Source organism: Spartinivicinus marinus (genome assembly GCF_026309355.1).
GTDB classification, from domain to species: domain Bacteria; phylum Pseudomonadota; class Gammaproteobacteria; order Pseudomonadales; family Zooshikellaceae; genus Spartinivicinus; species Spartinivicinus marinus.
Map to the genome: position 1 here is coordinate 4,746,422 of NZ_JAPJZK010000001.1, position 18,601 is coordinate 4,765,022.

19 protein-coding genes and 1 tRNA gene are annotated in these 18,601 nt (G+C 42.8%); 19 read left to right on the forward strand and 1 reads right to left on the reverse strand.

Annotated features, from left to right (window positions below; translation table 11 throughout):
• Nucleotides 1-14 precede the first annotated feature (14 nt).
• From OQE68_RS21260 to nadA, 17 genes are all read left to right on the forward strand, one after another.
• Nucleotides 15-293 (forward strand): FmdB family zinc ribbon protein, encoded by a 279-nt coding sequence (locus tag OQE68_RS21260; RefSeq protein WP_180570029.1) that lies wholly within the window; start codon nucleotides 15-17, stop codon nucleotides 291-293.
• A 154-nt stretch (nucleotides 294-447) separates the two neighbouring features.
• Nucleotides 448-2,220, forward strand: coding sequence for an aspartate--tRNA ligase (aspS, locus tag OQE68_RS21265; RefSeq protein ID WP_180570068.1), 1,773 nt, complete (start codon nucleotides 448-450; stop codon nucleotides 2,218-2,220).
• A gap of 136 nt (nucleotides 2,221-2,356) precedes the next feature.
• Nucleotides 2,357-3,094: a YebC/PmpR family DNA-binding transcriptional regulator gene (locus OQE68_RS21270; RefSeq protein ID WP_180570028.1), complete on the forward strand. Its 738-nt coding sequence runs from the start codon at nucleotides 2,357-2,359 to the stop codon at nucleotides 3,092-3,094.
• Nucleotides 3,095-3,534: 440 nt separating this feature from the next.
• Entirely contained in the window at nucleotides 3,535-4,053 is a 519-nt protein-coding gene (gene ruvC / locus OQE68_RS21275; RefSeq protein ID WP_180570027.1) for a crossover junction endodeoxyribonuclease RuvC, read from the forward strand.
• 56 nt (nucleotides 4,054-4,109) lie between these two features.
• On the forward strand, nucleotides 4,110-4,712 hold the full coding sequence (ruvA, locus tag OQE68_RS21280) for a Holliday junction branch migration protein RuvA (RefSeq protein WP_180570026.1): 603 nt from the start codon (nucleotides 4,110-4,112) through the stop codon (nucleotides 4,710-4,712).
• Nucleotides 4,713-4,939: 227 nt separating this feature from the next.
• Nucleotides 4,940-5,947, forward strand: coding sequence for a Holliday junction branch migration DNA helicase RuvB (ruvB, locus tag OQE68_RS21285; RefSeq protein WP_180570025.1), 1,008 nt, complete (start codon nucleotides 4,940-4,942; stop codon nucleotides 5,945-5,947).
• Between the two features lie 89 nt (nucleotides 5,948-6,036).
• Complete coding sequence (gene ybgC / locus OQE68_RS21290) at nucleotides 6,037-6,441, forward strand: tol-pal system-associated acyl-CoA thioesterase (protein WP_180570024.1); 405 nt, start codon at nucleotides 6,037-6,039, stop codon at nucleotides 6,439-6,441.
• 158 nt (nucleotides 6,442-6,599) lie between these two features.
• Nucleotides 6,600-7,277 (forward strand): protein TolQ, encoded by a 678-nt coding sequence (gene tolQ, locus OQE68_RS21295; RefSeq protein WP_180570067.1) that lies wholly within the window; start codon nucleotides 6,600-6,602, stop codon nucleotides 7,275-7,277.
• Between the two features lie 5 nt (nucleotides 7,278-7,282).
• Entirely contained in the window at nucleotides 7,283-7,717 is a 435-nt protein-coding gene (gene tolR / locus OQE68_RS21300) for a protein TolR (RefSeq protein WP_180570023.1), read from the forward strand.
• A 15-nt stretch (nucleotides 7,718-7,732) separates the two neighbouring features.
• On the forward strand, nucleotides 7,733-8,668 hold the full coding sequence (gene tolA, locus OQE68_RS21305) for a cell envelope integrity protein TolA (RefSeq protein WP_180570022.1): 936 nt from the start codon (nucleotides 7,733-7,735) through the stop codon (nucleotides 8,666-8,668).
• The gene (gene tolB / locus OQE68_RS21310; protein ID WP_353618572.1) at nucleotides 8,665-9,957 is read left to right on the forward strand and encodes a Tol-Pal system beta propeller repeat protein TolB; all 1,293 of its coding nucleotides are present in this window, start codon (nucleotides 8,665-8,667) and stop codon (nucleotides 9,955-9,957) included. Before tolA ends, tolB begins: the two co-directional genes overlap by 4 nt.
• A 67-nt stretch (nucleotides 9,958-10,024) precedes the next feature.
• Complete coding sequence (gene pal, locus OQE68_RS21315) at nucleotides 10,025-10,534, forward strand: peptidoglycan-associated lipoprotein Pal (protein WP_180570021.1); 510 nt, start codon at nucleotides 10,025-10,027, stop codon at nucleotides 10,532-10,534.
• Nucleotides 10,535-10,823: 289 nt separating this feature from the next.
• Nucleotides 10,824-11,606 carry a tol-pal system protein YbgF gene (ybgF, locus tag OQE68_RS21320; protein WP_180570020.1) on the forward strand — a complete coding sequence of 261 codons (783 nt, stop codon included), beginning with the start codon at nucleotides 10,824-10,826 and terminating at the stop codon, nucleotides 11,604-11,606.
• A 403-nt stretch (nucleotides 11,607-12,009) separates the two neighbouring features.
• Complete coding sequence (gene queE, locus OQE68_RS21325) at nucleotides 12,010-12,660, forward strand: 7-carboxy-7-deazaguanine synthase QueE (protein ID WP_180570019.1); 651 nt, start codon at nucleotides 12,010-12,012, stop codon at nucleotides 12,658-12,660.
• A 218-nt stretch (nucleotides 12,661-12,878) separates the two neighbouring features.
• The gene (gene queC / locus OQE68_RS21330; RefSeq protein ID WP_180570018.1) at nucleotides 12,879-13,592 is read left to right on the forward strand and encodes a 7-cyano-7-deazaguanine synthase QueC; all 714 of its coding nucleotides are present in this window, start codon (nucleotides 12,879-12,881) and stop codon (nucleotides 13,590-13,592) included.
• A 142-nt stretch (nucleotides 13,593-13,734) separates the two neighbouring features.
• Nucleotides 13,735-13,810: transfer RNA gene (locus tag OQE68_RS21335), tRNA-Lys, on the forward strand.
• A gap of 122 nt (nucleotides 13,811-13,932) precedes the next feature.
• Complete coding sequence (nadA, locus tag OQE68_RS21340) at nucleotides 13,933-14,994, forward strand: quinolinate synthase NadA (protein WP_180570017.1); 1,062 nt, start codon at nucleotides 13,933-13,935, stop codon at nucleotides 14,992-14,994.
• Between the two features lie 109 nt (nucleotides 14,995-15,103).
• Here the strand turns inward: nadA and OQE68_RS21345 are convergent, their stop codons facing one another.
• A complete protein-coding gene (locus OQE68_RS21345; protein ID WP_180570016.1) occupies nucleotides 15,104-16,555 on the reverse strand; it encodes a M48 family metalloprotease in 1,452 nt (483 codons plus the stop codon).
• A gap of 623 nt (nucleotides 16,556-17,178) precedes the next feature.
• On the opposite strand from OQE68_RS21345, the gene OQE68_RS21350 reads away from it, so the two are divergent.
• Both OQE68_RS21350 and OQE68_RS21355 read left to right on the forward strand, forming a co-directional pair.
• The gene (locus OQE68_RS21350) at nucleotides 17,179-17,409 is read left to right on the forward strand and encodes a sulfurtransferase TusA family protein (RefSeq protein WP_180570015.1); all 231 of its coding nucleotides are present in this window, start codon (nucleotides 17,179-17,181) and stop codon (nucleotides 17,407-17,409) included.
• A 9-nt stretch (nucleotides 17,410-17,418) separates the two neighbouring features.
• Nucleotides 17,419-18,504, forward strand: a complete 1,086-nt coding sequence (locus tag OQE68_RS21355; protein ID WP_180570014.1) for an AI-2E family transporter — start codon at nucleotides 17,419-17,421, stop codon at nucleotides 18,502-18,504.
• Nucleotides 18,505-18,601 lie beyond the last annotated feature (97 nt).

Below are 18,601 nucleotides of genomic sequence, written 5' to 3' on the forward strand. Positions count from 1 at the left end.
GAGGATGATAGTCCATGCCTATTTATGAGTATCTTTGTGAGCAGTGTGAAAATACCCATGAGGCAATTCAGAAAATTAGTGATGATCCGCTAATCACTTGTCCGCAGTGTGGAGAAGATGGGCTTAAAAAGTTACTTTCAGCCCCTGCTTTTCGGTTAAAAGGCTCTGGCTGGTATGAAACAGACTTTAAGACTGGTGCTAAAAAGAATTTAGTTGATTCAGGTGAAAGCAAAAGCAAGCCTGCAGCTGAAAAAAAAGCAACATCAACTCCAGCAGCAACTGGGAGTAATTAAGAACAAGCAGTCATTGCTTGCTATTGATTAGTATTGGAAGCAGGCATTAAGCAAGAAAATCTATTAAAGAAGGGTTATTTGTTGGTGAGCTATTGCTAGCAGAGGCACCATTCTTGCTAATCCTATGAATAAAATTGCAGATAGGGTATTACCAATGCGCAGCCATTATTGTGGCGAACTGAACACCTCGTTTATTGACCAAGAAGTAACTTTATGCGGCTGGGCCCATCGCCGTCGTGACCATGGTGGTGTTATCTTTCTTGACTTGCGTGATCGTAATGGAATTGCACAAGTCGTGTTTGATCCAGATACGCAAGACGCCTTTAATTTGGCTGATAAAGTGCGTAATGAGTATGTTATTCAAGTAACTGGCCGGGTCAGGCATCGTCCAGAGGGTACGGTGAATCCTGAGATGAAAACCGGTGAGGTAGAGGTGTTGGGCAGTGCATTAGAAATCCTAAATACTGCAGCCACTCCTCCATTTCAGTTGGATGAGCATGTGCAGGTGGGTGAAGATATTCGTTTGAAGTATCGTTATTTGGATTTACGCCGCCCAGAAATGTTTGAAAAGCTGCAAGTTAGAGCGAAATTGACGTCTATTATCCGACAGTACCTTGAGTCAAACGACTTTATGGATATTGAAACGCCAATTTTAACTCGGGCTACTCCAGAAGGGGCAAGAGACTATCTAGTTCCTAGTCGTACCCATTCAGGCGAGTTTTTTGCGTTACCTCAGTCTCCCCAACTATTTAAGCAATTGCTGATGATGGCAGGGGTGGATCGCTATTATCAAATTGCCAAATGTTTTCGTGATGAAGACTTAAGAGCAGACCGTCAGCCAGAATTTACCCAGGTTGATATTGAAACCTCCTTTATGGATGAATACGCCATTATGGGTATGGCTGAAGGGTTAGTTCGTCAGGTGTTTGATGACTTGTTAGGTGTGCAGTTAGGTGAGTTTCCAAGAATGACTTACCGAGAAGCAATGCAACGCTTTGGTAGTGATAAGCCTGACTTGCGAATTCCTTTAGAATTGGTTGATATTGACCATCTAGTTAAAGATGCTGAGTTTAAAGTATTTAAAGGGCCTGCCAATGATGCCAAAGGGCGGGTAGCGGCACTGCGCTTACCTAATGGGGCTAACTTGCTGACCCGTAAGCAGATTGATGATTACGGTAAATTTGTAGGTATTTATGGGGCTAAAGGACTGGCTTGGATTAAAGTCAATGATCTTAGCCAGGGTGTTGAAGGGTTGCAGTCGCCTATTGTGAAACATATCGAGTCACAAGTCATGGCGGTAATGGAAGCTGTGGGTGCTGAAAACGGTGACATTATTTTCTTTGGTGCAGATAGAGCCAGAGTCGTCAATGAAGCGCTGGGAGCGCTCCGGATTAAGTTAGGTGAAGACTTAAGCCTTTATACAAGCGACTGGGCTCCTATGTGGGTAGTTGACTTTCCAATGTTTGAAGATGCCAGCGAAGGAAATTTAACTCCACTTCATCACCCATTTACTGCGCCGGCCTGCAGTGTAGAGGCACTTAAACAAAACCCTGAAGAAGCGCTATCCAGAGCCTATGATATGGTGCTGAATGGCTGTGAGCTGGGTGGTGGCTCTATTCGTATTCATCAGCAAGATATGCAGCAAGTGGTGTTTACTATTCTGGGCATTGATGAAGCGGAAGCCGAAGAGAAGTTTGGCTTTTTATTATCTGCGCTCAAATATGGTTGCCCTCCTCATGGTGGTTTAGCATTTGGTTTAGATCGTTTGGTGATGTTGTTAACCGGAGCTAACTCAATTCGTGAGGTGATTGCCTTTCCTAAAACCCAGAGTGCGGCCTGCCTGTTAACAGATGCACCAGGTGAGGTGGATAGTAAGCAGCTTCGCGAACTTAATATCAGACTCCGCAAACCCAATGCTGCAGAGTAATTAAATTATCTCTGAAGGGTTAGTCGTTATCGGCTAACCCTTTTTTGTATTATTTGTTTTTAACTTAAGGGACATCTTTAAAAATGTCCTTAACAGGTTATCTCTCTTTGATTTTATCTTAGCGAGGAAGATTTTTATGGCAGGTCATAGTAAGTGGGCCAACATTAAACATCGCAAGGCAGCGCAAGATGCCAAGCGAGGAAAAGTTTTTACTAAAATCATTCGGGAGCTTGTTGTTGCAGCCAAGCAGGGTGGCCCTTTACCTGAAGATAACCCACGGCTGCGGGCAACAATGGATAAAGCTCTGGCAGCCAACATGACCAGAGACACCATTGACCGTGCAATTGCTCGGGGAGCGGGTACCAATGATGCGGACAACATGGAAGAGCTGACCTATGAAGGGTATGCAGTTGGTGGTGTAGCAGTGTTAGTTGAAGTAATGACAGACAACCGCAATAGAACGGTTGCTGAAGTACGTCATGCATTTAGTAAGCATGGTGGCAATTTGGGTACTGATGGTTCAGTAGCGTATCTGTTTTCTAAAAAAGGCCAGTTAAGTTTTGCTCCGGGTGAGGATGAAGAAAAATTAATGGATGTGGGTCTTGAGTCAGGAGCAGAAGATGTAGTGACTAATGATGACGACTCTATTGATGTTATTACAGATCCAGTAGATTTTGGTCAGGTTAAAGATGCTTTAATAGAGGCTGGTTTGGAACCAGCTAATGCAGAAGTGACCATGATTGCTTCAACTATGGTGGCTCTTGATAAAGATCAGTCAGAAAAGGTAATCAAGTTGATAGATCACTTGGAAGACCTGGATGATGTACAAAATGTTTATACTAATGCGGACTTTCCAGCTGACGCATTAGAGTAGCGGGTATACCTTTACCTGTTGTTGTACATAATACTGACAACCCCACCCCAACCACAATGACTGGTTTCATTAGGCCGTAAACGACGCATGGCCTAATGAACTAACTAGGCAAGCAAGTTAAAGCTATTTCTTTTGAATATATACTAAGCGACTAGCCACCAGCCCAGTAGCATCAACAAAAACAGTAGACCGATAGTGGCCGATATTTTGAGTAGTAGCCAGGGTGATTCCATCATTTTTACTATTGTAAGTTTTACTATAAGCCTACGCCCAAAAAGACAGCTAAAGTACAGGTTTTTAGTAACAAACGTTGCTACTTTGTAACTGACAGTTGTTTTTCGCTTATATAAAAATCACTCTGTAAAAATCAGCTCAAAATAAAATTGGCATCAAGTTATGTATATGTGTACAGTATTATTAACCTGACTATGTAGTTTTATATGAGTCTTATCCTTGGTATTGACCCAGGCTCAAGAGTGACTGGGTATGGCATCATTAATCAACTTGGAAACCGCTGTGAGTATGTAACCAGTGGTTGTATTCGCACCAGTGTTGACTCTCTTCCTGACCGGCTGGCCCAGATTTTTCAGGGTATTTCCACTATTATTGAGCAGTTTTCACCGCAACAGGTGGGGGTGGAGCAAGTATTTATGGCGCGTAATGCCGATTCCGCATTAAAACTGGGGCAGGCAAGAGGCGCTGCGATTGTGGCTGCGGTTAATCATGGGCTGCCTGTTTCAGAGTATTCGGCTCGGCAAATAAAACAGTCAGTGGTTGGTAAAGGCAATGCTGAAAAAAGTCAGGTGCAGCATATGGTACAGCAACTGTTGCACTTGAATCGATGCCCACCCAGTGATGCTGCTGATGCGCTGGCCGTAGCCTTGTGCCATGCCCATACCCAGCAGAGCCTAATAAAAATTGCCGGAGCCAGAAGCGTTCGCCGGCGTAGAATTCGCTAGCTACAATGCTTGTAATTAAACATGCAACAACTGTCAATGAATGAGAATATTGAGACATGATTGGTCGAATTAAAGGGGTTTTATTAGAAAAACAACCACCTCATCTACTAATTGATGTACAGGGAGTCGCTTATGAGGTGGATGCGCCCATGACCACTTTTTACCAATTGCCTGAAACAGGGCAAACTGTCGTGCTATACACTCACTTTGTGGTAAGAGAAGATGCTCAACAGTTATATGGGTTTGCTGCCAAGCAAGAACGAGAGTTATTTCGGGTGCTTATTAAAGTCAATGGAGTAGGCCCAAAACTAGCATTAACTATTTTGTCGGGTATGAGCTCTGATAGTTTTGTACGAACGGTTCAGGATAATGATGTGGCTAGCCTAGTGAAGTTGCCAGGGGTTGGGAAAAAAACTGCTGAGCGGTTATTAGTAGAAATGCGTGATAAGTTAACCAGTTGGCTACCCATTGATGCAGATTTAACTGTCAATATTACCCAGCAAATTACTAGTCCCGAAAGTCACTTAGACGATGCAATCAGTGCATTAGTCGCGCTAGGCTATAAACCACAGCAGGCAACCAAAGCGATAAAAGCGCTACCTGACCAGCAATTACCCAGTGAAGAGTTGATTCGCCAGGCGTTAAAAGCGATGGTGTAGCTAGAAACATGAACTTGTCGCAAAGGGCGCTAGAAAATAAGTCTAGTGTTTGATATGAAATAGCAGGCTATTCTTCCTCCGTTCTTGAAGTGCTATCCCTGGCCTATCAAGAGCTAACGTGACATCCCAGTCGCAGCTACAGAATACACTGTTACTCTATTTCATAAGCTTTTCAAGCTACTTAATACGCGGCGATCTAGGTAGATAAAACAGGTGATCTATAAACAATGATTGAAGCTGATCGCTTAATTGCGGCATCTGCAACGCCCATAGAGGAAAGTCAAGACCGAGCAATTCGGCCAAAGAGTTTGGCTGACTATATTGGTCAGGCTTCTGTGCGTGAGCAAATGACTATTTTTATCGAGGCGGCGAAGCGACGTAACGAAGCCTTGGATCATACCCTAATATTTGGTCCTCCTGGTTTAGGTAAAACCACACTGGCTAATATTTTGGCATATGAAATGGGTGGCCAAATTAAAACCACCTCAGGACCTGTGTTAGAAAAAGCCGGCGATTTGGCTGCAATGTTAACTAACTTGGAAGCAGGTGATGTACTGTTTGTTGATGAAATTCACCGCTTAAGCCCAGTGGTCGAGGAGGTTTTATACCCCGCGATGGAAGACTATCAGTTGGATATTATGATTGGTGAGGGACCTGCTGCACGCTCAATTAAGCTGGATCTGCCGCCTTTTACCTTAGTGGGAGCAACTACCCGGGCTGGGCTACTAACTTCTCCATTGAGAGATCGTTTTGGTATTGTTCAGCGGCTGGAATTTTACTCAGTGGAGCATTTATCTACGATTGTTCAGCGTTCAGCAAATATACTGGGGGTTTCTTTAGATGAGGCGGGGGCTGTAGAAATTGCTAAACGTTCTAGAGGAACACCTCGAATAGCTAACCGGTTATTAAGGCGAGTCAGAGATTTTGCCGAAGTAAAGGGCTCGGGAGTTATTAACCAGACAATCGCTGACCAGGCACTCAGTATGCTAGACGTGGATCATCAAGGGTTTGATCAAATGGATAGGCGGCTACTGTTGGCTATGATTGAGAAGTTTTCAGGTGGTCCTGTTGGTGTCGATAGCTTGGCTGCAGCTATCAGCGAAGAGCGTGATACCATTGAAGATGTATTAGAGCCTTATTTAATTCAGCAAGGTTTTATTATGCGAACACCCAGAGGCCGGGTTGTTACTGAGCGGGCCTATCTCCACTTTGGTTTATCTGTGCCTGAGTCTTGATCCGACATTTTATCAACCTTAATTTATAAAGTGTTTTTTTTCACCATAATTAGGCGCCAGTTTTTTTATATTGCTTGAGGAAACAGTGAGTGGATAACTTTGCGATTCGCTGCCGCGTATATTTTGAAGACACCGATGCAGGTGGAATTGTTTATTATGTAAACTATTTGAAGTATATGGAACGAGCAAGAACGGATTTATTGCGTAGCTTGGGGATTGAGCAGCATTCGCTTCTCGAACAAAATGTGATGTTTGTTGTCCATAGTTCATCAATAAACTACCGTAGCCCAGCCAGGCTGGATGATGAATTAAAAGTGACAGCAACAGTTAAGAAGTTGACAAAAGTAGCTATTATTTTTATACAACAAGTGGTTAATTGTCGGACAAATGTTTTGTGTTGTGAGGCTGAAGTAAAAGTGGCTTGTGTGTCGTCTAATAATATGAGACCAACAATGATTCCAACCAGTTTGCAACAAAAAATACAATTACTCTAGGTAATTTCACGAAAATGGGAAAAGAGAGGTGGTATGATCGGCCTTTCGCCTGCTGAGGCTGTGTCACCTTTTATGCTGTATTGCCCAGGATGTAATGCAGCTTAATATATAAGTGTCACCTTACATAAAATAGCTTGAGGGTAAGTATTGTGGCAGAAATGTCAATTTGGTCCTTAATTGCCGGTGCTAGCTGGATTGTACAGCTGGTGATGCTGATATTACTGTTGGCATCGATTGTGTCATGGGTAATGATTTTGCAGCGCGGTTTTTTATTATCTAATACCAAGCGGAGTGCTATTGCATTTGAAGATCGGTTCTGGTCGGGGATGGATTTAAGTAAATTATTCCGCCAAGTCACCAGTGAGCCTGACCCTGATAATGGTATGGAGCATTTATTTCGAGCGGGTTTTAAAGAGTTTACCCGGTTAAGACAAGACTCCAATGCAGACCCAGATGCGGTGATGGAAGGGACTCAACGAGCAATGCGAGTAGCCTTGGCGAGAGAACAAGAACGTTTAGAGCAAAATTTACCCTTTCTTGCTACGGTAGGCTCCATCAGTCCTTATATCGGTCTATTTGGTACGGTTATTGGTATTATGAACTCATTCCGAGGGCTTGCTAATCAAACTCAAGCAACCTTAGCGACGGTTGCTCCTGGTATTTCAGAAGCATTGGTTGCAACAGCCATGGGGCTATTAGCTGCGATTCCTGCTGTAGTGGCTTACAACAAATACTCTGCAAAGGTTGATCAATTATTAAATAGTTACGATACCTTTTCTGATGAGTTTTCCAGTATTTTACACCGTAAGGTGCATACACGAATTAAGCAGGGATAAGCAGCATGGCTACTAAACGTATTCGGCGTAAGCCAATGTCAGAAATCAACGTGGTGCCATACATTGATGTGATGTTGGTGCTGTTGATTGTGTTTATGGTAGCCGCTCCGATGTTAACCCAAGGGGTTAATGTTGATTTACCAAATACTGATGCAAAGCCGCTTGATGTTAAAGAAGATGAAGAGGCCATTATTGTTTCAGTAAAACCTGATGGCACGTATTACATCAATATTGGTAAGGATCAAGAGCAAGCTGTTTCCCTGGAAAAAATACAGGAACAGGTTTCTAAAATAATGAAGGTTAAACCTAACCGCTTAGTGTTAATCAAGGGGGATCAACAGGTTGACTATGGCACCGTTGTTCAGGCAATGGCTGCCTTGCAAGCAGCAGGTGTACCCAATGTTGGCTTGATTACCGATCCACAGGAACAAACAGGTTAATAAGAAGTTATTGTTGTGAGATTGCCTAACGGTTATACCTTACCTGCTACGATAGCAGTAATCCTGCATATCGCTGCAATATTGGCAGTGGTCAATATCTGGCAGAAGGAGCATCAGCCTCCTGTTAAAGCGAATCCTGATCACATTAAGGCAAAGCTGATTGCCTTAAAACCAGCTACTAATAAACCAGCTGTTGCTAAACAACCACCTGCCCAAAAGCCACGTCCACAACCAGATAAAGACAAATTGGCTGAGCAAAAAGCACAAGAAGAGGCAGCTAAAAGAAAAGCAGAAGCGGAAAAACAAAAACGTATTCAGCAAGAAAAAGCACGCAAAGCTCAGCAGGCTAAACTGAAAAAGCAAAAGGAAGAGCAGGCTCGCAAAGTACGTGAAGCTAAATTAAAGCAGGAAAAACTGAAAAAACAAAAAGAAGAGCAAGCCCGTAAAGAAAAGCTAAGACAAGAGAAATTAAAGAAACAGCGTGAAGAAAAAGCGCGCCGTGATAGGGAAGCCAAGTTAAAGCGGGAGCGTGAAGAAAAACTCCGTAAACAACGAGAAGCAGCTAAAAAAGCCCAAGAAGCAGAACTTGCGGCTCTGCTAGCTGAGGAAGAGGAGGCGGAAGAAAATGCGCGTATTGCTGCGACTCAAGCTGAGAAAGTGTCAGCAATTGTTGGAGTGATAACTCAAACAGTACAAAACTACTGGAGTCGCCCGCCGACTGCTCGAAGAGGAATGCAGGTTATTCTACAAATTCAGATGGTGCCTACAGGTGAAGTGATTAATGTCACAGTAACCCAATCCAGTGGTGATAGCACCTTTGATCGTGCAGCTGTTCGTGCGGTAGAGAAAGCAGAGCGTTTTCCTGAAGTGCGACAGGTAAATTCTGTAACCTTTGAAAGAGACTTTCGTAGTATGAGGCTAGTTTTTAATCCGGAGGATTTAGCAGGGTGATAGGACGACATATAAAAGCTGTTTTGACAGCACTTGTATTATTGTGTATTGGGCAGGCGGCATGGGCTGGCTTAACGATTGAAATCACTAAGGGTAATGACAGTGCAGTACCCATTGCAGTGGTGCCTTTTGGAGGAGATACGCCTCCCCATGATGTGGCTGAAATAATTGGTGCTGATTTAAAGCGCAGTGGCTTATTTGAGCCTTTTGCTCCTGGCAATATGTTGAGCTTGCCACAACAGAAAGAAGATGTGGTGTACAGCGACTGGCGTAAGTCAGGTGTCGATTACCTAGTAATTGGCAACGTTAAAAAAGAAGGTAATGGCTATAAGGCGACCTTTGTTTTATATGATGTGATTAAACAGCAGCAGTTGTTAGAACACAGTTATTCTAGCTCTAATCACAGAAAGGTCGCCCACAATATTAGTGATGATATTTATGAGAAGCTAACAGGTAAGCCAGGTGCATTTGATACCAAAATTCTCTATGTTACTTCTACCCGAGCTGCTGCCAACAAGATTAGATATAAGTTGAACTATGCTGATTCTGATGGGTTTGGCGCCAAAACCATACTAAATTCTTCAGAGCCTATTCTTTCGCCATCCTGGTCACCTGATGCTAAAAAGGTGGCATATGTTAATTTCAGTAAAGGTCGGCCTGGTATTTATATTCAGGATATTTATCAAGGTAAACGCCAGCGAATGACAGCATTTAAAGGATTAAATAGTGCGCCAGCCTGGTCACCAGATGGTCGTAAGCTAGCGATGGTACTATCGAAAGGTGGAAACCCTGATATTTATATTATGGATGTTGCCACTCGTCAGTTACGGCAAATAACACGACACTTTGCAATTGATACTGAACCCAGTTGGATGCCTGATGGGCAACACTTGGTGTTTACCTCTAACCGTGGAGGCGCACCGCAGATATATCAAGCCAATGTGCAGACAGGCAAGGTTAAGCGATTAACGTTTGAAGGTAAGTACAATGCAAGGGCCAGGGTTTTCCCAGATGGAAAATCGATTGCCATGGTTCATAAAGGCGAAGGTATTGCTCAGTTTAATATTGCCGTTTTGGAACTGGATTCTGGGCGTTTACGATTATTAACTTCCACACCGCTTGATGAGTCGCCAAGTGTTGCACCGAATGGCTCTATGTTAATTTATGCCACCCAACAAAGGGGGCGAGGAGTATTGGCTGCGGTTTCTGCGGATGGCGCTGTGAAGTTAACCCTGCCATCATCCGAGGGAGATGTGAGAGAGCCAGCCTGGTCACCCATTAATAAATAAGCGTGAAAGTGCTGGAAATATCTGATATTTTACGTCGCCAATAAAAGATATAAAACAGGAGTTGGATATGCAATTGGTTAAACTTAGTAAGGTTGTTCTGCTTGCTTCTTCTGTCGTATGGCTGGCAGCTTGTAGCTCTACCGGAGGTAAAGGTACTGGTACTACTGATACAGTGGAAGATGACTCTACGGCAAGCATTACCACTGATAGCATTGATGGTGGAGTAGATTCATCTTCCGCTGCATTATTGGATAAGAAAATCTTCCTTTTTGAGTTTGATGATTCCAAAATCAGCCCAGATGACTATGCGGCACTTGATGCTCATGCTAGTGCTCTAGTTGCGAATAGTAATAAGTCAATTACTATTCAAGGTCATACAGATGAGCGTGGTACTCGTGAATATAATTTAGCGTTGGGCGAGCGTCGTGCTAATGCGATTAAAAAGTACTTGGTTATTAAGGGTGTTGCACCTTCACAAATAGAAGCAACCAGTTATGGTGAAGAGCAACCAGTTGCTTTTGGTCATGACGAGGCTTCATGGTCGCAAAACCGTCGTGCAATTATTATTACCAACTAAGGGGACACCTAATAATTAGCTTGTATTTTATCCCCAATTTATCCAGCTGATTTTGTGCAATAATTTAGTGTAGGCCTGTAAAGTCTACACTGTTTGTTTTTGTCAGTGGGCGATGGGTCAGAAAGCTTCAAGTTATTATTTAAGTGATCCTAAAAAATTGGTTGCCGATAAAAAATACAGGAGTTTTTAATCCTGTATTTTTGATTTTAAGTGAGTCTTTTTGAGGTACCAGTTAAGGCTCTCTTATACTTAAATATAAGTTCAGAGAGTTGAGGGGAAATTGATCATTATGGCAAAAGTAAATTGCTTAACCACAAAAGCTTGTTTGCTTGGAGTCGCATTGATATGCGGTGTTTCCTCTACTACATATGCTGAAGTACCAGTGGTTAGCTCAACACCACTTGGCAAGCAGCAAGGTAGTCAACGTGGTTCCAGTCAAAATAGTACAGCTGGGTTGTTATTTCAGTTAGAGTCTTTGCAGCAGGAAGTACAAACACTGCGTGGTTTAGTGGAAGAACAAAACTACACCATCGAGCGGATGCGCCGAGAACAGAAGGATCGTTATTTGGATCTTGATCGCCGTATTTCACAGTTATCAGGAGGGGCTGCTACTCAGGCCACTGGACTGCCAACAACAAACCCTGACCTCAATCAAAATCCTTCCAGTAACGCCTCAAGCCAGTCGGATGGTCAACCAAGTGTTGAAAAACAAGCTTATAAAGATGCCTTTAACTTAGTACGACAAAAGCAGTATGATAAAGCAAAAGTTGCTTTTACAGCTTTATTGAAACAGTTTCCTCAGGGTAGTTATGCTGCCAATGCTCACTATTGGTTAGGCGAAATTTACTTTACCAGTCAAGCCCTGGACCAAGCGAAAACTGAATTTGAGCAAGTGATTAACCAGTTTCCTTCCAGCCGCAAAGTACCTGATGCCATTTATAAGCTAGGGCGGGTGCTGTACCAGCAAGGGAAAACCAGTCAGGCAAAATCAATGCTAAGTCGAGTGACTAAAGATTATCCCAACTCGTCAGCTGCTAGGTTATCTAGCGCTCTGCTGCAGACTATTCGCTAATATTCTTATTCATGATGCAGGGTTGTTAGTTGGCTGTGCTGCTAATAACCCAGTACTTTGCTTTTTTGTTTCACGTCTGATCTGTTTAGATATTCTATTAGCCTTGAATCCAGTGGTCTCGGCTGACCTCCCTTAGCAAGACTTTCACAATAGGTGAAGTAGGAAGTGATAGCTGCTCTTCTACTTTTCTCTTACCCCCTTTCGGCATTACCTTTAATAGAGTGAAAGTGATGACTTAATTGCTTTCGATTATGACACGGACTAAAACAACTGTTTTTGCTTGCTGGGCAATACTGCTTCAGTTATGATTGGCCGCTTTGTCAATCCAGAGTTGGCTAGTCAGGTATTTTGAGTTTTTTTTGTACATACTTGGTCTAGTGAGTGAGGTCAAATAGCTGGCAGTATGAGCGAGCTCAAGGTACGCATTTCTGAAATTTTTTATTCACTTCAAGGTGAGACCAAGACCATCGGTTTACCAACGGTGTTTGTTAGGTTGACTGGTTGTCCTTTGCGTTGTGGTTATTGTGATACTGCCTATGCCTTTAACGGTGGCGAGGTAGTGACAGTGGCTAGCGTCCTGGCAGAAGTGGCTAAATACAATCCTCGTTATGTAACTGTAACGGGGGGTGAGCCGTTGGCGCAACGAAATTGCTTTAATCTGTTGGTTGAGCTGGCAGAGCAAGGCTACGAAGTTTCGTTGGAAACTAGTGGTGCGCTTGATGTTTCTCCGGTTGATCCGCGCGTTGTTAAGGTCATGGACTTGAAAGCGCCTAGTTCTGGTGAAATGCATCGTAATCGTTATGAAAACATTCAGTGGCTGCTCCCCCATGATCAAGTGAAGTTTGTGGTTGCTAATCGAGATGACTTCAACTGGGCTGCTTTTAAGCTGGCAGAGTATGACTTGACAGCCAAAGTATCTGAGGTGTTGTTTTCCCCTGTTTATGGCGAATTAAATCCAACTGAGTTGGCAGAGTGGATTTTGACGGATAATCTACCTGTTCGAATGCAAATTCAGCTACATAAATATCTTTGGAATGATGAGCCTGGCCATTAAACAGTTCTGTGTGGCTAAGGCGTTTCCTTCATTTTTATATCTCCTAACGATATAAGCCTTTTTTCTGCATCGCTATATAAGTTATTCTTTCTCTGTTTTGAGAGTGTCGCAAAGTTACTGAAGAATGAATTTAGTTGACTGTGACAACCGCTTTTGGAAAAAGAGCATATTTGATTAATCAGTCAGGATTTTTGATTAAGGTTTTACCCGGTAATAATATGGAACAGTCAAAACAAACAGAATCCGTTAAAAATTCTACACAGCCTAAAAAAGCAGTTGTTTTGTTGTCAGGTGGCTTGGACTCGACCACTGTATTGGCAATGGCAAAAGCACAAGGCTATGCCTGTTATGCTATGAGCTTTAATTATGGACAGCGTCATCAGGCTGAACTACAAGCAGCAAAGCGTATAGCGGATGTCTTAGGTGCTGAAGAGCACCGAATAATGACATTAAATTTTGGTGAGCTGGGTGGTTCTGCATTAACAGATACGTCTATTGATGTGCCTGAAGAATTATCAGAAGGAATCCCTGTCACCTATGTGCCTGCGCGAAATACTGTGTTCTTATCCCTGGCGCTGGGGTGGGCTGAAATAATTGGTGCTTATGATATCTTTATTGGAGTAAATGCCATCGATTATTCTGGTTACCCTGACTGTCGCCCAGAGTTTATAGAGGCTTTTGAAAAGCTTGCAAATTTGGCCACTAAGGTGGGGGTAGAAGGGCAGTCATTTAAAATCCAAACCCCTCTGAAGGATATGACCAAGGCTGATATTGTTCACTGTGGCTCAGAGCTGGGTGTTGATTATCGAATGACAGTTTCTTGTTATCAGGCAGACTCTAATGGTCAAGCTTGTGGTGTTTGTGATAGCTGTCGCCTAAGAACCAAAGGCTTTGCTGATGCGGGACTGGATGATGCCACCGTTTATCAATAGCTATTATTTTTGAGTGAAAGCTGTTTTGGTTTGAGGCCCTCTTTTTGGCTAGGGCAGTAGTTATCAAGCTAACTGAGTTGTTATTAATTGCTAAAAAAACTTGATGTAACAGCTCAATTCTGTATCATACCCAGCCTTCAAAGGGTCGTTAGCTCAGTTGGTAGAGCAGTTGGCTTTTAACCAATTGGTCGCTGGTTCGAGTCCAGCACGACCCACCATTTAAACCTCATTTATTATTCTCTTCTTTTCTTACAGTAAACTCCTTTCTTTCAACAAAGATTCTCGCTAAATTGCGCATGTGGTAAAATTGCCCCACGAGATTGATCATTAGTAAATTGAGATGACAGTGATAAATAGCCGTGAATTAGTTCAGCAACACTTAGCGACTGAAGCTAGTCAGGTTGAGCTGAGTGATGCAGAGAAAAGCCATTATATAAGCAAAATCAAGCAACTGCTTAAACAGCAAGATGCTGTACTGGTGGCTCATTATTACACTGATGAAATTATTCAAGCTTTAGCGGAAGAAACTGGTGGTTGTGTTGCTGACTCATTGGAAATGGCTCGCTTTGGCAATCAGCATTCAGCATCGACGCTAGTTGTTGCAGGCGTCCGTTTTATGGGTGAAACAGCAAAAATTCTTACCCCAGAAAAGCGGGTGATTATGCCTACTCTAGAAGCAACCTGCTCACTGGATATAGGTTGCCCAATTGATGAGTTTTCTGCTTTTTGTGATCAGTACCCTGACCGTAAAGTTGTGGTTTATGCGAATACGTCTGCAGCAGTGAAAGCGCGAGCGGATTGGGTGGTGACTTCGAGTATTGCTCTGGAAATCGTTGAGCACTTAATTGATGAAGGTGAAGAACTCATTTGGGCACCTGATAAACATCTTGGTAGTTATATTCAGAAGCAAACAGGTGCCGATATGTTGATGTGGGATAGTGCCTGTATTGTCCATGAAGAATTTAAAGCAAAAGGTATTTTAGATTTAAAACAGTTATATCCGGATGCAGCTGTGTTAGTTCACCCAGAATCACCAGCTAGTGTAGTGGATATGGCTGATGTTGTTGGCTCAACCAGTCAGTTAATCAAAGCCTCCCAAACCCTATCTAATCCTGCTTTTATTGTGGCAACCGATCGAGGCATTTTTTACAAAATGCGTCAGCTGACGCCGCATAAAGAGTTCATTGAAGCGCCTACAGCTGGTTCCGGCGCAACATGTCGTAGTTGTGCTCATTGCCCATGGATGGCAATGAATCAATTGGAAAACTTGGCGACAGCACTTGAGCAAGGTACTAATACCATCGACGTCGACTCAGCTTTAGCTGAAAAAGCCATGATTCCATTAAGGCGTATGCTGGGCTTTGCTGCTGAGTTGAAATTGAAGGTTAAGGGTAACGCTTAAAAGGAAAATAGCAGTAAAGGAAAGCAACATTGCTTGTTGACTATATGTTTATCCTTTTCAAAGGATAATTAAAATAGAGAGCAAGCAATGTATATCAAACGCTGAGTGATTAGAGTTTAAAATTTAAGTTTTTGTAGTCTTGCATATCTTTTATTCGCTGCTTCAGTTTTGCTGTAGTTGCAAAGCTCTTCTGGCTTAATTTTAATGCATATTCTAAGTGCTCAATGGCTTTATCAATAGCACCATTTAAGAAGAAATACTCTGCTCTCGATTGATGTAAACCTGCAATATTTTTGGCTAACCCTTGGGTCTCAGCTAATAAATACCAAATATCTGGGTCAGTTGGGCGCTGCTTGGCAAGCTTTCTTAACACTTTCTCAGCAGACTGATATTGCTTCTCTCCCATAAATGCCTCAGCTTGAGTGTAACCTAGGGCAAAGTCATTAATATGGTAGCGTAGAGCAGATGCTAACTGTTGTTGAGCCTGCTTGTATTGCTGATCGGTAATCGCAATATTACTTTTTAATAAGACATAGTGTGGATTATCCGACTGTTGTTTTAAGAGAGGGGCGAGTGCTGCAGAGGCTTTTTGTGTATCGCCTGCTTTGTTGTAGGCCAGTGCTAAGCCATATTGATAAGCAAATGATAAATGTGAATTACCACTTTTAATTTTTGCGTTAAAACGTTTGGCTGCGAGGTGAGGTGTTTGAGCGTAATGAAGTTCAACTTTTGCCCGCATCAGGTAGTAACTAGGGTTATCCTTGACTGAACGTTTTGGATATTGCTCAGCTCGGCTTTTGGTGTCGGCAATTCGGCTTTCAGTCACTGGGTGAGTGAGTAAAAATTCGGGTGGTTTTCTCCCTGCAAATCGTTGGGCACGATTCATCTGCTCAAACATCGCTGCCATTGAGCGAGGATCCATTCCAGCCTTTACAAGATTTTGAATGCCTATTCGGTCTGCTTCTTGTTCATGTTGGCGGCTATAGTTGAGCCGGTTTTGTAGTGCTGCCGCATGAGTTGAAGCAATGGCGGCCAGTCCTGCATCACCACCGCCTGCAGCCAATAACACAACACTGGCTAAGGTAGCTGCTAGCATAGGTGCCCGCTGCCGTTTAGCGGCTTCAATGCTGCGGGCAAAGTGACGTTGGCTTAAGTGAGCAAGTTCGTGAGCCAGCACAGAAGCAAACTGCTGCTCTGTTTCTGCGTATAAAAATAAGCCAGCATTGATACCAATAATGCCTCCTGGAACAGCGAATGCGTTAAGTTCTGGGCTATCAACAATAACGACTTCTAAGCGGCTGTCTTGTACTTGGCTGGTTTCAACCAAGCGGTAAATCAAGCCTTCTACATAAGCCTTCAACTCGGGGTCGCTAATCGTTTTTACCTGGCTACGGAGATTTTGCAGCCATGCTCTACCAAGTAGATGCTCTTTTTCAGGAGATACCACGCTAGAGGTGGAGTCCCCTAAACTAGGCAGACCATTATCTGCATAACTGGTGGATATGTGGCTGAATAAAAGAGTAAAACAACAAGCAAAAATAAGGAGTCTGCGTATAGACATAGCTATTTTCTTTGGATTGGAAGGAAACCGAAAATAAAATACTAAGGTACCCTTATCGTTAATAGTGCATTTAGTGAAAATTTACTGTGCCAGCCTGGCTGGTTAATCTGTTTCATTTGTAAGCAGCTAAAGACAGTTTTATTACCATCAGCTACATTTTTAGCTTATTTGGAGTAACATTTGTCACGCCTAATAAGGCTATCCTCATTTCGAGGATCTACCATCCGCCATTATTAACGAGCAACTACTATTGCGCAAATGGTTAATTCTCTAAATAATGACATGGACACCTCTAATAATTGTTTATGGTCTCTGTGCAATCTGATGGGCTCTTGCGCAAGACGGCTTACGAAGTGTAAGGCCGTTGCCTTTCCAAGCAAGCCAACACAGTGCAAGAACCCGTCAGGCAGCACCTTTCAGGGCCTTTTGGTAAACCTGTACTCTGTGTTGTTGCTTTTCGACAGGCCACCAGCATGCCTTCAAAGCAACGCCTCGATTGCGAATTTACCAAAAGGCCAGAGACAGCAAACAATTATTAGAGGTGTCCTTTTTCCATTGTAATTTTATTGGGCATAAAAAGTGCCTGAAGAGTTCCATGCCAATCTAACGAGGATAGTTGATTAATGGTAACTATTGATCGTGAACTCAATGCTATTGGGCTACGTTGCCCATTACCACTTCTTAAAGCCAAGCAGCTATTAGCTAGTATGGAAAGTGGACAGGTATTGTGTGTTAAAGCAACAGATCAGGGTTCAGTTGCAGATTTTAAAGCTTACTGTGAACTAAGTGGTCATCAGTTGCTTTCATCAACGCAAGAAGCAGATGTTTATATCCATATTTTGCAGAAGGCTTAGGGGTAATACATGTTAAATGTTTTTAAAGGCTGGCTGGCACGTTATTTTTCTGACGAAGAAGCCATTCTGTTAACCCTGCTGCTAGTGATTGGCTTTGCGATTATTTTAACGATGGGTAGTATTTTAGCCCCTGTATTAGCAAGTGCTGTATTGGCTTTTTTGTTACAAGGTTTAGTTGGTTTTCTAGAGCGTAAATCAATCAAGCATATCTGGTCAGTTAATATAGTTTTCTTGATATTTCTTACTCTCTTCATTGTTATCTTATTTGTATTGTTTCCTCTGGTGTGGGAGCAGGTGACCAACTTGGTGAATGAGTTGCCCAGAATGCTGCAAAAAGGGCGTAAGCTGCTCTTACTGTTACCCCAGCGATATCCTGACTTTATTTCTCCTGAACAAGTGAGTCTGTGGATAGGTGAGGCAAGTGAGCAACTTGGAGGGTTAGGTCAGAAAGTGTTGTCATTTTCTTTAACTTTGTTGCCTAACTTTGTTGGACTGCTGATTTACCTTGTTTTAGTACCTATCTTGGTATTCTTTTTCTTGAAAGATAGAGAGCTAATGCTTAATTGGTTTACTTCGTTGCTGCCTAGAAACCGTCCGTTAATGAAACAAGTGGCGGATGAAATGAATGATCAAATAGCCAACTATGTGCGGGGCAAAGTCATTGAGATCTTTATTGTAGGAGCAGTGACTTATATTGTATTTGCCTTTTTGGGAGTAAACTATGCGGCTTTACTAGGCTTGCTAGTAGGGCTTTCCGTTATTGTTCCTTATATTGGTGCAGCTGTCGTGACAATTCCAGTGGCCCTGATTGGATTCTTTCAGTGGGGGTGGGGAAATGACTTTATTATCCTGATGGTTGCCTACGGTATTATTCAAGCACTTGATGGTAATGTGTTGGTACCACTGCTGTTTTCGGAAGCTGTTAATTTACACCCTGTGGCGATCATTGTTGCAGTGTTAGTGTTTGGTGGTTTATGGGGGTTTTGGGGAGTATTCTTTGCTATACCGTTGGCTACATTGCTCAAAGCTATCATGTCTGCCTGGCCCCGTCATCAAGACAAAAACAATCATAATGAAGAAATAGATGCTGCTTAAATACCTAGATCTTAAATATCTATGTATTGTGAAATACAGTTAGGCTCAAACATACTACTGGTTGATTGGCTTTGGAAAGGTGCTAAATATCAGCACC